A 14655-nucleotide genomic window follows, 5' to 3' on the forward strand; every position below is an offset into this window, starting at 1 on the left:
TTCTACGAGGTGGGAATGTTGTTCTGGTGCAGGTCGACCGGTAGCTGGCCGGTGACCAGGAAGATCACCCGACGGCCGACCTCGACGGCATGATCGGCGAACCGCTCGTAGAAGCGTCCGAGCAGGGTCACGTCCACTGCAGCAGCGACTCCGTGGCTCCACTCGCGGTCCATCAGCACCGTGAAGAGGTGACGGTGCAGATCGTCCATTGCCTCGTCCTCCTCCTGCAGCTTCGCCGCGCGCTCGGGATCGCGGGTCTCGAGGACCTCACGGGCCGAGGCACCGATCTGAACTGCGAGGCGACCCATCTCGGCGAAGTACCCGTTGACGACCTCGGGGAGGGCGTGGTTCGGGTGCCTGCGACGGGTGATCTTGGCGACGTGCAGTGCGAGTGCGCCCATACGGTCGATGTCGGCGACGATCTGAATGCCGGCCACCACCGAACGGAGATCGCCTGCGACCGGAGCCTGCAGGGCGAGAAGCGTGAAGGCCTTCTCCTCGCACACCGCGCTGAGCTCGGTGATCCTGTCGTGTTCGGAAATGACCTGCTCGGCGAGCACCAGGTCTGCTTGAAGGAGGGACTGAGTGGCCTTTTCCATGGCCGCACCAGCCAGGCTCGCCATCTCTCCGAGGAGATCGGCAAGCTCGTTCATCTGTTCGTTGTAGGCGACGCGCATGAGCGAAGTTTAGTAGGTCACACCGACCAGTTCCCTGTCCCGAGGGTTAACGGAGCATGAATGAACTCAGGCGCACGTGTCGTCGGCGGCGTTGGTGAACGAGAGATCCTCCGGAAGGGGCGCGCTCTCGGTGGTTCCTTCCACCTGGGTGGGATCGATTTCGGTACCGAATGCCGTCGGAAACTGGGTGTATCCGGGATAGTTCGAGCCCAGCACGACCTCGACGACATTGTTCAGGCTCGGTGCCAGTTCGATGGCAGCGCCGGGGATCGCCGACGCGACCGTCGCCGCAGCCGCCTCCTGATCCTGGGAGTAGCGCACCACGGTCTGGGCGGCGGTACCTGAGAAGTTGCCGACCGTCAGGATCTGGAATCCGTATGTCGCAAGTTCGTCGGATGCCGTCTGAGCCATGCCTGCGATGTCGGATGCGTTGGATACCTGCAGGGAGACGGTTCCCGGATCGACGGCCAACAGCGGAGCGTCGGGTGTGGCGGCAGGTTCGGGTACGTCGGGTGTTACCGGCTCCGCGCGTTCCTCACCGGGCAACGGAGCGTCGTCGATGATGGCCTGGAAGATCGCACCGATTGCGTCGTCGTTGGGGATCTCGTTGCCGTAATCGTTGGTGCCGGTGGTGGGGATGGTCAGGAAGGTGACCGCACCCGCGTCCACGTTCTGCAGCGAGCGTCCCAGCGTCACCAGGTCTTGAGTCTTGACGTTCTCCACGAAGGTGTCCGAGGTGAACGCATTGACGAACCCGTTGAGCTTGCCGGGATCGAGCAGCACGTTGTTCGAGAGCGCAGACCTCAGCAGGGACGACAGGAAACGCTGCTGTCGCTTGATCCGGCCGTAGTCGCCGTTGCCCTCGGACTCGACGTTGCGCGCCCGAACGTAGTTCAGTGCGGTTCGGCCGTCGATGCGCTGCGTTCCGACGTTGGGGAGGACGTCTCCCAATTCGTAGTCCACCAGTGGTTGCGCGGTGCAGACCTCTACGCCTCCGACCTCGTCGACCATGGACTCGAACCCGGCGAAGTCCATCCCGACGAAGTGTCCGATACGCAGGCCCGAGATCTTCTGGATGGTCTTGACCAGGCACTTCGGGCCGCCGAGGGCGTAGGTGGCGTTGAGCTTGTCGCCGTACGCCTCGGGGAACATCTCCCCGGTGTAGGTATTGGTGTCGTTGTCGAACTGCTCGCACTCGGGGCGCGTGACATCGAGGTCGCGGGGGAACGAGACGGCGACGACGCGGCTGCGATCGGCCGGAATGTTGACCAGCATGACCGTGTCCGAGCGGGCTCCCTCGGCGTCGGCGACGGTTCCGGCACCCACCTCGCCGCTGGCCCCGGTGCGGGTGTCGGTGCCCACGATCAGATACGTCTCGTCGCCGTACTGGCCTTCGGCGTCGACGACGTCGGTCGAGTCGGGATCGAGAGCGGCGACCTGCAGAAATCCCTGATCGGTGTTGCGTAGGTATCCCCACACCACTCCGGTCAAGGCCACCGCCAGGATCGCGACGAGAGAGACCAGGCTGCGGCCGATCATCCGCACCCGACGGCGTCGACGCACCCGGCTCATCGCCAACCGCGTCAGAGCGGGTCGATCCGTTGCGGGCGCACCCACCGGTTCCGGTGCCGCATGCGGCACCGGGGTCGGCGGCACCGTTCGGGCAGGTGGGGGAGTGGACTCGGTGATGGGGGCGATGATCTCGGTCGGCTCTTCGGCGTCGGGACGCTCGGCCGGCACCCGCCGCATCGATCCCGAGCGCGACATCTTGTCCACCAACTCGGCCACCGAGACGGTGTCGGCATTACGCGGCGATCGTTTACCGAGCCTGCCGCTGTCTCCGGGCTGCGGCGGCTGCTCCGGATCCGGTGTCGCGGGGCGTTCGGATCGCGGTGGGCGCTGTCCGGATCGTCCGATTGCGCCGGGTTGTCTGATTGAGGACAGCGGGCGCTCCCATGGGGCGCGACCCTCGGGCACAGACGGGCCCGACTCTCGATCGTCTCCCACGAATTCGAACCTGGCCTTCCATCACACGCACGCGCTGCCTTCTCGGCAATCCCAGCCATAGTACTGACTCGAGCGGCATGGTCCACTCGTGCGAGGTGGGCGGCTGGTCAGCTGCGAATCAGCCGCCGGAATGCATCAGGTCGGCACCGGCGGGGACACAGACGTCCTCCGGATCGTCGAGCCAACCGTCGGGCAGCGACACCGCGCCCGGCGAGCCCTGCCGACCACGGGGACCTTCGGCGTCCTTGGGAAACGGAACGGTCGGATCGAGTTGCGCCAGAAGGTCGTCCAGTTCCCCGAGAGTGGACACCAACGCCATCGAGACTCGGAGGTCCGACCCCGCAGGAAACCCGCGCAGGTACCAGGAGACGTGCTTGCGCAACTCGCGCAGGCCCTTCTTCTCCCCGTGATGCTGCGCCAGCAACTCGGCGTGGCGAGCGATGATCGTGGCCACCTCGCCGAGGGTGGGGGGAACGGGCTCGGGGCGGCCGTTCAGGCGAGCGCTGAGTTCGGCGAACAGCCAGGGCCTGCCGAGGCAACCTCGCCCGACGACGACGCCGTCGCACCCGGTCTCCGCCATCATGCGGACCGCGTCGGACGCCGAGAAGATGTCACCGTTGCCCAGTACCGGGATGCCGGAGACATGTTCCTTGAGTCGAGCGATCTCATTCCAGTCGGCGGTGCCGGAGTAACGCTGTGAGGCCGTTCTGGCGTGCAGTGCCACTGCCGCCGCGCCCTCGTCGGCGGCGATTCGACCTGCGTCGAGGTGAGTGTGGTGGTTCTCGTCGATGCCGACGCGGAACTTGACGGTGACGGGAATGTCGGTGCCCTCGGTCGCCTTGACCGCAGCAGCGACGATGCGGCCGAACAGGTTCCGCTTGTAGGGCAGCGCAGCACCGCCGCCCTTTCGGGTGACCTTCGGAACCGGGCAGCCGAAGTTCATGTCGATGTGGTCGGCCAGATCGTCGTCGACGATCATCTTCGCCGCGGCGTACGTGGTGTCCGGATCGACGGTGTAGAGCTGCAACGACCGAGGAGTCTCGGTGGGGCCGAAGGTCGTCATGTGCATCGTGGCCGGCTGCCGTTCGACGAGCGCGCGCGCCGTGACCATCTCGCACACGTACAGACCCGAGGTACTGCCTGCCCTCTCCAACTCCTGCTCCCTGCACAGGGTGCGGAACGCCACATTGGTGACGCCGGCCATCGGTGCGAGGACGACGGGGCTGCGCAACTCCAGCGAGCCGATCTGCAGTGTCATGAGGGAAGCCTTTGGAACGGAGGGAACGTAATCGTGGTGATGACGGTGGGCCGAGAACGGTGACGCCGGAAAACAGTGGTGCCCGGCACCGAAGTCGGTACCGGGCACACCAGCCGATCTGAGCTTACGACGCGCGTGCTTCGGCCTTCGCGCGTTCGCGGGCGAGGGAGCGATCGCGCATCTCCTCGAACTTGGTGGCCTGCCGCTCGAGGTCTTCGAGGAACGCGGCGAGTTCTTCGCGCTTGTTCTCACCGCGTGCGGTGAAGTCGTTGCGCTCGAACACGCTCCACTTGCGCAGCACCGGCCAGACGACGTCCTCGAGGTGCTGACGCAGGTCGTAGATGCCGTGCTTGGCCATCAACACACCGTTGCGGCGGAAGTTCGGCATCCCCGCGCCCGGCATGACGAAGTTCGTCACGATGTCGGAGACCGCGTCGAGGGTCTGGTCGGGTGCGATGTCCATCGCCGCGCCGGTGATGTTGCGGTAGAAGATCATGTGCAGGTTCTCGTCGGCGGCGATGCGCTGGAGCATGCGGTCGGCGATCGGGTCGTCGCAGACCTTGCCGGTGTTGCGGTGCGAGACGCGCGTCGCGAGTTCCTGGAAGGTCACGTACGCGACGGAGTGCAGCAAACCGGTCTGCGACCCTGCCGGTGAGGCGAACCCGTTGGTCATGTGGATCATCCGGGCCTCTTCGAGGGCGACGGGATCGACGCCGCGGGTGACGACGAGGTAGTCGCGCATGACGATGCCGTGCCGGTTCTCCTCGGCGGTCCAGCGACCGACCCAGGTTCCCCAGGCACCGTCCTGGGAGAAGTTCTCGGCGATCTCACGGTGGTAGGACGGCAGGTTGTCCTCGGTGAGCAGGTTGGTGATCATCGCGGCCTGTGCGACGTCGGAGAGCTTGGACTGCTCCGGGTCGTAGTCCTGGCCGCCGAGTGCGGCGAAGTTGCGACCTTCGTCCCACGGAACGTAGTCGTGAGGGTGCCACTCCCGCGCCATCGTGATGTGACGGTTCACATTGTCCTCGGCAGTGGGCACCAGCTCTTGCAGAAGCTCGAGCTGTGTCAGATCCCTCGCCATTAGATCGCCTCCATAGATTGCGTACGACCGGTCCAGCTTACGGCACCGTAGGTTCGGTGTGAACCTCGTTGCGCCTGTTCACTTGCTGTTCCGGCGGTCGTGATGTTCGGTGTCGATCGACGCGACGTGCCCCCGGGAGCGCCGATCCTCCGGCCGGCCTTCGCGAGTTCACGAACGCTGCAGTTCCCCCTGCACGTCGCTCTGTCTCGGCCGATCGTTACTTCCGAGTGTACGTTCCGGACAGGTGTGATCACTGTTACCAGGACGGTGTGTGGTGCCCCCAGTAGGACTCGAACCTACGACCTGCGGATTAAAAGTCCGTAGCTCTACCAACTGAGCTATAGGGGCGCGGCTCGAAAGTGTAATGGGCCGCGCAGCGCCGGCGGGCAGTACCCCCGGCAGTGGTGCAGACCGGTCAACGTCCGAAGCTGCTGCACCCGCTCGGTACCGGAATACCGGCCAGGCGGTCGTCGATCCAGGCGTACGCGCCCGGAATGCCGCTGAGTGCGACGATCAGGTGCTCACCGAGATACTCCTCGAGTCTCACGTTCGCACCCTGAGCGCACCATTCGTCGTAGAGGGTCTCGGCTCCCTCCTTGGGAATCCAGAACTCCTGTTGTCCGTGATAGATGAAGACGGGGACGGTCGGTGTCTTGTCTCCACCCATGCGGGTCGACGCGATGATCTGTTCGGCGATCGGTGTCCGGTCCACATTCGGAATGTCCGACAGCGCCTGTGCCGGGATGGGTGCCACCAGGCCGCCCGGTGCGGTCAGATAGATGCACATGTCCTTGCCGATGGTGGCCAAGCGCAGACCGTTGGCGTTCATCAACGAGAACATCTCGGGATACTCTCGGGCGACTCCGAGCGTGGCCGACAGGAACAGTGTCGACCCCACCGTTCCGTTGAGAGAACGCAGCAGAATGCGGTAGTCGGTGGGTGCACCGCCGAACGCCACGCCGACGAGATTCACGTCCGGGGCGTAGGTGGGAGCCAGCTGCGCGGCCCATCCGGACGCGATGGCACCGCCGGAATATCCCGTCGCGGCGATCGGAGACTCCGCAGGCAGGCCCAGTTCGGGCAGTTTCACCATCGCGCGGAGGGCGTCCAGGATGGCGTGGCCCGCCATCGGTCCGGCCGCGTATCCCTGCCGCGGCCCCTGATGATCGGTGACGACGACGGCATAGTTCTTCGCCAGGAACGACTGCACCGGAACGATCTCCGGTGCAATGCCGCGGGGGAGGGTCCACGACGGAGCGCAGGTGTTCCCGAGTGAGTCGATGGCCATGTTGTACGCGACCACCGGCCGACTCCCGGGTCCCGTCCATGGGGCCGAGGGCACGATGACCGTAGTGACACCCGCGACCGGACGATCCTTGGAATCGTTGGTACGGAACAGGATTTGGGTCGAGGCGACCGGCGTGAACAGAGGTCCGACGGTCACCCGTCGGGTCGCCAGCACCGCTCCGGGAGGTTGCTGTTCGTAGCCTGCGGGTGGATCGAACCAGGGCTCGCCCAGCGGGGTGGGTAGATACAGAGCCGGATCGGCGACGGGGGCCACGAAGTTGCCCAGGGGATCTGCGGCCGCGGTGCCGGTTGTCGACAGAGCGAGCACGCCCACCGCGAACAAGGTTGTGATGGAACGACATGCGCGGATCGATACCTTCATGGCAGTCACTCGCTTCCGATCGGCAGAACTCCCGATGTGATGTATTTCACAGTAATTCAGGACGGACGCGATCTCGGGGTAAGGCTGGGAACGTGTCGAAACCGTTACCGACCGGTCTTTCTCATATCGTTTATCGTGCAATGGATTTGGCCGATGATCCTCGACCGTCTCGGTGTATTCGGTTGGTGAGCAGTAGATTTGAAACGCTAACGAGCAAAGCGAAACAATCGGGACTCGAGATGCGTTACCGCGAAATGTAATTCGGTTTTCAACCGAATGCAGGTCGGGTTCCCGCGGTGGTGTGGACGGTGTGTCGACCGTCCGGTTCGGGGAACTCGTCTGCGGCTCGGGCAACGCCGAAGGTGAGTCGATCGGTGCGCGATTCGGTCCAGGGAGGTCCGACGAAGTGTCGGTTCGCCTGCGGTTGCGGGCCCGACAGAAAGCGGCTCGAGTGCGCACCCCCTGCAGCGCACTCGAGCCGCGCAGATCATACCATCCGGCTTGTTTCGGTTGCCTAACCGATTTTTCGGTCGGGTGTGTGTGTCGAAGCGAACCGTAGGTGAGTCGACTCGTATGTCGTTCGGGTGAAGTACTCTCTATCTGTACTACCTGCGGATACGCAGGGCGCTTGGGGCTCGGAGGCACGGAGTAAATGGCACAACAAGAGCGCGCACGGCGGACCCGGGCGGCCATCGTAGAGGCGGCGGCGGCGGAGTTCGCCAAGCGTGGATACGCAGCGGCATCCGTCAACACCATCTTGGAGGGCTCCAATGCCACCAAGGGTGCGATGTACTTTCATTTCCAGTCGAAGGAAGATCTGGCCCGAGCTGTGCTCGGAGCGGGACTGGATCGGTACGTCGCCATCACGGAGAAGTGGGCGGACACCACCGCACATCCGTTCTACGTCGTACGCGGGATCGTGGACGACATCGCGCAGAACTTCCAGAACGACGTGATCGTGCGCGCCGAGTTCCGGCTGATCGTCGAGCCGGAATTCTATGCGGAGGTTCATTCGGGTGGCGGTCGTGTCTGGGGCGCTCAGGGGCTCGCTCAGGCCGAGCGTGCGCTGGCGATGGGCGACCTGAAGCCGGAGTTCGATGCGGCCAAGTTCGTGCGAGTGCTCGCCGCGTCGATGGCGGGTCAGCGCTACATGTCGGATCTGGTGGCCGACAACGCGGATCTGCGCGAGCGTTTCGAGGAGTCCGTGGAAGTCGTACTGCTCGCCATGGCGTCGGAGCGTTGGCTCGCGGAATTCAAACTGCACGGGTGGGAGCACTACGGCGAAAACTGTGCGAAAACCGCCTCTGACCTGCCGGTTTGAGATTTACAGCGAAAGTGTCCTAAGCTATCCCAGCTCCCAACGGAACGCCGTTGAGGGTAACGTCGAAGCAGTTCGGCGGGCCCCCTTCGTCTAGCGGCCTAGGACGCCGCCCTTTCAAGGCGGTAGCGCGGGTTCGAATCCCGTAGGGGGTACGTAGGAAAAGATCGGATTGACAATCCGGTCGGCAGTACAGCATTCTTCTTCTCGCTTCACGGCGAGATGCGGATTTGCAGTTCGGAGAGTTACTGCGCTAGAAATAGCGCGGCAACAACAGCAAGGCCCTGTGGCGCAGTTGGTTAGCGCGCCGCCCTGTCACGGCGGAGGTCGCGGGTTCGAGTCCCGTCAGGGTCGCAACATCGGTACGGAAGTACCGACATTGCGATGGCATTGTTTCACCGGTGCCGCCCGGCCAGGTAGCTCAGTTGGTACGAGCGTCCGCCTGAAAAGCGGAAGGTCGCCGGTTCGATCCCGGCCCTGGCCACCACGGTGTTGGATCGACAAGCACGATGAAAGCCCCTTCCGGTCGGCCGGCAGGGGCTTTTTCGTGTGCACGAGTTATTGTCGACGCGTGGACGTGATCGATCGAGCGCAGGAGGATCTTGCGCGCGGAGACAGCATCGCTGCTCGAGATCGGCTGGTCGGTGCCTTGGTTCGTAACCCGACGTCGCCCGGCATCCTCGAATTGCTCGCGTACACGTATCTGGTGCTCGGCGATCGTGCGGCGGCCGGAGCGGCGTGGTTCCTCACCGACAAGTCCGACGACGATCCCACGGCGTCCGCTGCGTTCGCCGCCCTGGAAAAGCAGTACAGATCGCCCCTGACGATGGCGCAGGCCCTGCCCATCCACGCGCCCTCCGATTGGTATCCCACCCGCGCTCGGATACGGCTGGCGCGGCTCGGAGCCGCGATCGAGGCCAACGGCCAGCAATGGGTGCCGCCGCGAGACGTCGTCTACTTCGACGAGGACGGTCTGAATTCCGACGACTTCTACGACGTGGACGGCGATTCCGACGATGCCGATGTCGACGGTGCTCGGACGGGCGCGAGCTACCGCTCCGTGCGGCAGCGCGCGATAGCGGCGACCATCGTCATCGCCATTGCTGCCACCTCGGCATCGGTGGTCCTGGCACTCGTCTTCGGGTGACGCCGGTTCACGGACGAAGTGTCCGACGCCGAGCGTAGAGTCGCGAAAGAAATTCCGGCCGACGATCGAGGGTGACGAGTTTTCATGGGCACAGCGAACGGCGCGCCGTCACCGGCTCCGCGAGACGACAACTATGCCGTCAACCTCGAGCAGGCGAGGGTGTTCGCGAGAGGACTCGCCGAACACATCGAGACATGTTCGGCATCCATCGAGCGGGCCCAATCCAAGGCATTTCGAGCTCGCGCGGATCGCGCCGAATCCAAGGCCCGAGCGTTCGAGTCCGAGGCGTCGACGCTTCGAACCGAGCTCTACGAAATGTACCGACACGTCGATGCGATGACAGCGCGCTTTCCGGAGCTGCGCAGCGATCCATCCGTTCGCGGCTAGCTCTCGGCTGGATCAGACAGCTGCGGAATCGGTGACCAAGCCGAAGGTCGCCTCTGCGCCCCGACGGCCGAGCGCCGAGCCCCACACCTCGTACACCGCATCGGTGGCCGACGATCGCTCGATGTCGCGGCCCTCCGCGACGGTGATGAGCGTGCGTGAGAGCTCGAACAGACTGACCCGGTGATTTCGCGCGGTCGTGAACAGCTCGTCGATGGCGTCGGCGACGGATCCACCGTGGATCCCGATGAGCACTCCGGTTGCGATGTCCACGTGTGTGCGAGATGCAGGCGATTCGGGCAGTCTGTCGGTCATCTTTTTCCTCGAGATGTTGTGGTCGGTGCGGATGACCGAAGTGGATCCTGGCGTCGAGCGGGCTTCACTGTCTCACACGGACATGACATTTCATACCGTCGGTTGCGCCCGCACGTGCATACGCTCGCCCTGGGGTCCGAACAGGCTCAGAAGCTCGACGGGCCGGTTTCCGACGGCACCGAACCAGTGCGGCACACGAGTGTCGAATTCGGCTGCCTCACCGGCCTTCATCGTCAGATCGTGCTCGCCGAGAATGAGGCGAAGGGTGCCGTCCAGCACGTAGAGCCACTCGTACCCTTCGTGCGTTCTGGGGCGAGGCTCGGAGTCCTCGGGTCGGACCAGAAGTTTGTACGCCTGCAGGCCGCCAGGACGCAGCGTCAGGGGAAGGATCGTCACGTGCTCGCGAACGGTGGCCGTGGTGCGCACCCGAGGGTCCGCTACGGGCGGCGCAGTCACCAGATCGTCGAGTTTCATCTGATGGGCGCGAGCGATGGGCCAGAGCAACTCGAGGCTGGGCTTGCGGTCACCGGACTCGAGTCTCGACAGTGTGCTGATCGAAATTCCGGTGGTGTCGGACAGCGATGCCAGGGTGGTGTTCTTCTCCATCCTGATGCGCTTGAGGCGGGGACCGAGGCCTGCGATCACCTCGTCCAGACTCGTGTTCGATTCGTCCATGCCCCTATTGCAGTTTCGGCAACCGAATTTGTCAACCCCGGAAACAGTGACGTGCGAAAACCGCCCGTGAACGACGGCAGACGGCACATACTCGATCGATGACCGGTCGTTCGGGGACCACACATCGCCGAGGCGTGATCCGCGATGCCTACGGAAGTCCCGCATCCGAGGCGTTCATGGTCGTCGCCATTGCGACGATTCTGATCACCAGGGCGTACCTGGAGTTGACCCACTACCCCCAGGTGGGTGGTAAGTCGCTCCACATCGCTCACGCCCTGTACGGCGGAGCGGCGATGATGTTCGCTCTGCTGATCGGGTGGATGTTCATCGGGTTCGGCGTTCGAGTGTTCACCGTGCTGCTCGGTGGGATCGGATTCGGGCTGTTCCTCGACGAGGTCGGCAAGTTCGTCACCAAGGACAACGACTACTTCTACGGACCCTCGTCGGAGATCATGTACGTCCTGGTGGTCCTGCTGTTGGTGTTCAGCAGGATCGTCCGGGAGTTCCGCCGCCCCTCGGTCGACGAATCGCTGGCCAACGCGGCTGCCATCGCCGCAGACGGCGTCGCGCACGGCCTCCCCGAGCATCGACGCGACTGGGCGCTACGGATGGTCACGCGGGCCGAGGCGGAGGGTGCCGACGCGGACACCGTGGCCGGAATCAGACTGTTGCTCGGTCGCTGTCGTCTGTCGACGTCGCGTACCCACTCGCTGCGGAACGCTGTTCCCCGGCTGATTCCCGCCTTCTTCACCAGCGCCCGGTGGATTCCCGTCGTCGGCTGGGGGTTGGTTCTGATCTCCGGGGCCGGGGTGGTGTTCGGGATCGTCGAACTCGTCATCGGGGAGCTGCACATCGATCGGCGCGACCTGACGATCGACATCGACGGAATGGGGATCGCAAGCGGGATCCTGTTCGTCAGTGCCTGCCTCACCTTCGCCACGGCGCTACCGGCGATGCTGTGGTTGCGCACTCGGGGCCCGCTCTGGCCTCTGCGCACACTCCGCGTGTCCGCGTTGATATTCACTCTGCTCAACGCGCTCGTGGACTTCGCTCAGGAGGGATTCGCCGCGCTGGTGAACGTCGCGATCGGACTGTTCGCACTCGCAGTCATCTCGCATCGCATCACGGTCCGTACCGCCGAGATAGCCGATATCACGGCCGAATCTGCTGTGAAGCAGGTGGATTCAGACTCCGATTGCTCTCGAACCGTCGAACCAGGCCGCTGATCGGATCGACGAATTCGATCGAGCGTGCCAGCAAGCGGAGCGGGTCGGAGTAGTCGTCGTCGGCGACATCTCGGAACTCGGGGTAGAAATTGTCCCCGACGATCGGAATCCCCAACGAGCACAGGTGAACTCGAAGTTGATGAGTCTTGCCGGTTCGAGGATGCAATCGATACAGGCCGTGGGCTCCGAGCGTGTCCACGAGCTCGACGAGTGTCTCGGCGTTGGGCTCGCCGGGTACCTCGCGGGCCTGGAGAACGCCGCGTTCCTTGATGATTCGGCTGCGTACCGTCAACGGGAGTTCGAGGTCCCGGGCGAGTGGAGCGATCGCGTCGTACTGCTTGGTGATCGTGCGTTGAGCGAACAGCTCCTGGTACGGCCGGCGGGCCTGCTGTCGCACGGTGAACACCAGAACCCCTGCGGTGAGCCTGTCCAGACGGTGCGCCGGGCTGAGCTCGGGCAGGTCGAACCGGCGTCGGAGCAGGACGAGGGCAGACCGCGCGACGTAGGCACCGCGCGGAGTGGTGGCCAGAAAGTGCGGCTTGTCGACCACCAGTAGATTCTCGTCGCGATGCAGGACGTCGAGGGAGAACGGCACCGTCGGCTCCACCGGTGGGTCTCGGTAGAGGTAGATGTCCGCTCGCGGTCTCGCGACCGTCGTCGAATCGATGGGTGCGCCTACCGCGTCGACGATCTCGCCGCCGGCGACCTTCTCGGTCAGCCTGGCCGCGTCCTGGGGGAACCGGGCGCGCAGATAATCGAGCACGGTGATCCCGCTCGACGTGTCGGGCATCCGTACCCGTGTGGGGTCGAGGCCGTCGCGCAACGGCAGGGGAGCGGCGGGCATGCATCGACTCTAATCGGTGGAACATGGAAACACCCCGGTCGGAATTCCCGACCGGGGTGTGGACTGCGGTAGAACCTTTCGGGTCCGACTCAGATGGTGACGACCATCTTGCCGGTGTTCTCGCCCTTCATGAGTCCGATGAACGCAGAGGGAGCGTTGTCGATACCGTCGACGACTGTCTCGTCGAATTCGATTGCGCCGCTGTCCAACCACTGGGTCATCTTCGAGCGGAATTCCTCGGTGAGGTGCGCGTACGAACCGACGATGAATCCCTTGAGCGTCAGCTCCTTGCCGATGGCCAGAGCGAGATTGCGCGGTGCGGGCGTCGGCTCGCTGGAGTTGTACTGAGCGATGGCTCCACACATGGCAATTCGGCCGTACTTGTTCATCGAACCGATGGCGGCTTCGAGATGCTCGCCGCCGACGTTGTCGAAGTACACGTCGATGCCGTCCGGTGCCGCCTTGCGGAGCTGCTGGGCGACCGGGCCGTCGTGGTAATCGAATGCCGCGTCGAAACCGAGCTCGAGCAAGCGGGCGACCTTCGCCGGAGATCCGGCACTGCCGATGACCCGAGATGCGCCGAGCGCCTTGGCGATCTGTCCGACGAGCGACCCGACTGCGCCGGCAGCGCCGGACACGAACACGACGTCGCCCTCCTTGAACGAGGCGACCTCGGTGAGGCCTGCGTACGCCGTCGTGCCGGTCATTCCGAGCGCACTGAGGTATGCGGACGCCTTCGCGGCGGACAGGTCGACCTTGCTCGCACCCTTCGCCGGAACGACGGCGAGATCTCGCCAGCCCTTACCGTGCAGAACGGCGTCGCCGACGGCGAACCCCTCGGCCTTGGACTCGACGATCTCGCCGACGGCACCGCCGTCGAGCGGGGCGTCGATCTGGAACGGCGGGACGTACGACTTCACGTCGTTCATCCGACCACGCATGTACGGATCGACCGACATCACGATGTTGCGGACGAGGATCTGCCCGTCCGCGAGTTCGGGGAGTTCGACGACCTCCGCGCGAAAGTTGTCTTCGGTCGGCCAGCCTTCTGGGCGGGACGCGAGGTGAATTTCGTGTGCCTTCATGGTGTTTCCTCTTACTCGTCTTCGGTGACGGTGACGGTGACGTCGATGTTGCCGCGGGTGGCGTTGGAGTACGGGCAGACCTGGTGGGCCTTGTCGGCCAGGGTCTGGGCGTCCTCGCGGCTCAGGTTCGGCAGCGTCACTTCGAGGGTGACGGCGAGCTGGAAGCCGCCAGCGTCGTTGGGTCCGATGTCGACGCGAGCGCCGACGGCCGAATCGGTGACGTCGGCCTTGTCCTGGCGCGCCACCATCTGCAGTGCGGAGTGGAAGCAGGCGGCATAGCCGGCGGCGAAGAGCTGCTCGGGGTTGGTGCCGTTGCCGCTGCCGCCCATGGCCTCCGGGATGGCGAGGTCGAGATCGAGACGTCCGTCGGAGGTGCGGGCGTGGCCGTTGCGGCCCTCTCCGGTCGCGAGAGCTTCGGCGGTGTAGATGGTCTTCATGATTCTCCTTCTGTCGTGCGCGAATCGGTGTGATGCAGAGCGCTCGTCAATGCGTCGAGCGATTCCTTGAGCTTGACGAGATCGTCGATTCCCATGCCGGTCTTCTCGGCCAGCTTGCGCGGGAGGTCGAGTGCCTTCGCGCGCATGGCGCTACCGGTCTCGGTGAGGTGGATTTCGACGCGGCGTTCGTCCGTGCTCAGCCGTCGGCGCTCGATGAAACCGAGGCCTTCGAGCCGCTTGAGCATCGGCGACAGAGTGCCGGTGTCCAGGTCGAGTTCGGCGCAGATGTCCTTGACGCCGCGCCCGTCCTGTTCCCACAGCACCAGCAGTACGAGGTACTGCGGGTACGTGACCCCGAGCTCCTCGAGCATCGGGCGATACACCGCGGTGGTAGCCCGCGATGCGGAGTACAGCGCGAAGCACACCTGACGGTCGAGTGCGAGTTCGTTGGTCACCTCGAGAACAGTAGTACACGGTTAAGTTGTGCGCAACCTATCTGTCCGGCGTGAGCGGAACCTCGTGGTCTGCTTCG

15 protein-coding genes and 4 tRNA genes are annotated in these 14655 nt (G+C 64.5%); 7 read left to right on the forward strand and 12 right to left on the reverse strand.

What is annotated here, in order from left to right; genetic code table 11:
* Nucleotides 1-2: 2 nt before the first annotated feature.
* The 6 genes from phoU to CH271_RS06275 form a co-directional block, all read right to left on the reverse strand.
* A complete protein-coding gene (gene phoU, locus CH271_RS06250; RefSeq protein WP_037194620.1) occupies nucleotides 3-677 on the reverse strand; it encodes a phosphate signaling complex protein PhoU in 675 nt (224 codons plus the stop codon).
* A gap of 66 nt (nucleotides 678-743) precedes the next feature.
* A complete protein-coding gene (locus tag CH271_RS06255) occupies nucleotides 744-2684 on the reverse strand; it encodes an LCP family protein (protein ID WP_037194622.1) in 1941 nt (646 codons plus the stop codon).
* 118 nt (nucleotides 2685-2802) lie between these two features.
* Nucleotides 2803-3942, reverse strand: a complete 1140-nt coding sequence (dusB, locus tag CH271_RS06260; RefSeq protein ID WP_037194624.1) for a tRNA dihydrouridine synthase DusB — start codon at nucleotides 3940-3942, stop codon at nucleotides 2803-2805.
* Nucleotides 3943-4066: 124 nt separating this feature from the next.
* Nucleotides 4067-5023, reverse strand: coding sequence for an acyl-ACP desaturase (locus CH271_RS06265; RefSeq protein WP_094633024.1), 957 nt, complete (start codon nucleotides 5021-5023; stop codon nucleotides 4067-4069).
* A 272-nt stretch (nucleotides 5024-5295) separates the two neighbouring features.
* Nucleotides 5296-5371, reverse strand: a tRNA-Lys gene (locus CH271_RS06270).
* 67 nt (nucleotides 5372-5438) lie between these two features.
* Nucleotides 5439-6692, reverse strand: coding sequence for a lipase family protein (locus CH271_RS06275; protein WP_094633025.1), 1254 nt, complete (start codon nucleotides 6690-6692; stop codon nucleotides 5439-5441).
* Between the two features lie 652 nt (nucleotides 6693-7344).
* On the opposite strand from CH271_RS06275, the gene CH271_RS06280 reads away from it, so the two are divergent.
* The 6 genes from CH271_RS06280 (at nucleotide 7345) to CH271_RS29090 (ending at nucleotide 9544) form a co-directional block, all read left to right on the forward strand.
* Complete coding sequence (locus CH271_RS06280) at nucleotides 7345-8013, forward strand: TetR/AcrR family transcriptional regulator (RefSeq protein ID WP_037187463.1); 669 nt, start codon at nucleotides 7345-7347, stop codon at nucleotides 8011-8013.
* 79 nt (nucleotides 8014-8092) lie between these two features.
* A tRNA-Glu gene (locus CH271_RS06285) sits at nucleotides 8093-8165 on the forward strand.
* A gap of 125 nt (nucleotides 8166-8290) precedes the next feature.
* Nucleotides 8291-8364, forward strand: a tRNA-Asp gene (locus tag CH271_RS06290).
* A 56-nt stretch (nucleotides 8365-8420) separates the two neighbouring features.
* Nucleotides 8421-8497: transfer RNA gene (locus CH271_RS06295), tRNA-Phe, on the forward strand.
* Nucleotides 8498-8581: 84 nt separating this feature from the next.
* On the forward strand, nucleotides 8582-9157 hold the full coding sequence (locus CH271_RS06300) for a DUF6584 family protein (protein WP_094633026.1): 576 nt from the start codon (nucleotides 8582-8584) through the stop codon (nucleotides 9155-9157).
* Between the two features lie 84 nt (nucleotides 9158-9241).
* On the forward strand, nucleotides 9242-9544 hold the full coding sequence (locus CH271_RS29090; RefSeq protein ID WP_037187459.1) for a hypothetical protein: 303 nt from the start codon (nucleotides 9242-9244) through the stop codon (nucleotides 9542-9544).
* Between the two features lie 12 nt (nucleotides 9545-9556).
* Here CH271_RS29090 and CH271_RS06310 read toward each other — a convergent pair whose 3' ends face one another.
* Both CH271_RS06310 and CH271_RS06315 read right to left on the reverse strand, forming a co-directional pair.
* The gene (locus tag CH271_RS06310; protein WP_037187457.1) at nucleotides 9557-9856 is read right to left on the reverse strand and encodes an ANTAR domain-containing protein; all 300 of its coding nucleotides are present in this window, start codon (nucleotides 9854-9856) and stop codon (nucleotides 9557-9559) included.
* A 90-nt stretch (nucleotides 9857-9946) separates the two neighbouring features.
* Nucleotides 9947-10531: a helix-turn-helix domain-containing protein gene (locus CH271_RS06315; protein WP_094633027.1), complete on the reverse strand. Its 585-nt coding sequence runs from the start codon at nucleotides 10529-10531 to the stop codon at nucleotides 9947-9949.
* A 98-nt stretch (nucleotides 10532-10629) separates the two neighbouring features.
* Here CH271_RS06315 and CH271_RS06320 point away from each other — a divergent pair, with 98 nt between their 5' ends.
* Nucleotides 10630-11757: a hypothetical protein gene (locus CH271_RS06320; protein ID WP_256986292.1), complete on the forward strand. Its 1128-nt coding sequence runs from the start codon at nucleotides 10630-10632 to the stop codon at nucleotides 11755-11757.
* Here the strand turns inward: CH271_RS06320 and CH271_RS06325 are convergent.
* The 4 genes from CH271_RS06325 to CH271_RS06340 all read right to left on the reverse strand — a co-directional run bounded on the left by CH271_RS06325 (nucleotide 11684) and on the right by CH271_RS06340 (nucleotide 14578).
* Complete coding sequence (locus tag CH271_RS06325) at nucleotides 11684-12601, reverse strand: pseudouridine synthase (RefSeq protein ID WP_094633028.1); 918 nt, start codon at nucleotides 12599-12601, stop codon at nucleotides 11684-11686. The two genes, CH271_RS06320 and CH271_RS06325, sit on opposite strands and share 74 nt — an antisense overlap.
* Before the next feature lie 89 nt (nucleotides 12602-12690).
* Nucleotides 12691-13686 carry an NADP-dependent oxidoreductase gene (locus CH271_RS06330; protein WP_094633029.1) on the reverse strand — a complete coding sequence of 332 codons (996 nt, stop codon included), beginning with the start codon at nucleotides 13684-13686 and terminating at the stop codon, nucleotides 12691-12693.
* Between the two features lie 11 nt (nucleotides 13687-13697).
* Nucleotides 13698-14123, reverse strand: a complete 426-nt coding sequence (locus tag CH271_RS06335; RefSeq protein ID WP_094633030.1) for an organic hydroperoxide resistance protein — start codon at nucleotides 14121-14123, stop codon at nucleotides 13698-13700.
* The gene (locus CH271_RS06340; protein ID WP_037187447.1) at nucleotides 14120-14578 is read right to left on the reverse strand and encodes a MarR family winged helix-turn-helix transcriptional regulator; all 459 of its coding nucleotides are present in this window, start codon (nucleotides 14576-14578) and stop codon (nucleotides 14120-14122) included. Before CH271_RS06340 ends, CH271_RS06335 begins: the two co-directional genes overlap by 4 nt.
* Between the last annotated feature and the right edge of the window lie 77 nt (nucleotides 14579-14655).

The sequence above is a fragment of the Rhodococcus sp. 05-340-2 genome, from assembly GCF_002258915.1.
In the GTDB taxonomy this organism is placed as follows: domain Bacteria; phylum Actinomycetota; class Actinomycetes; order Mycobacteriales; family Mycobacteriaceae; genus Rhodococcoides.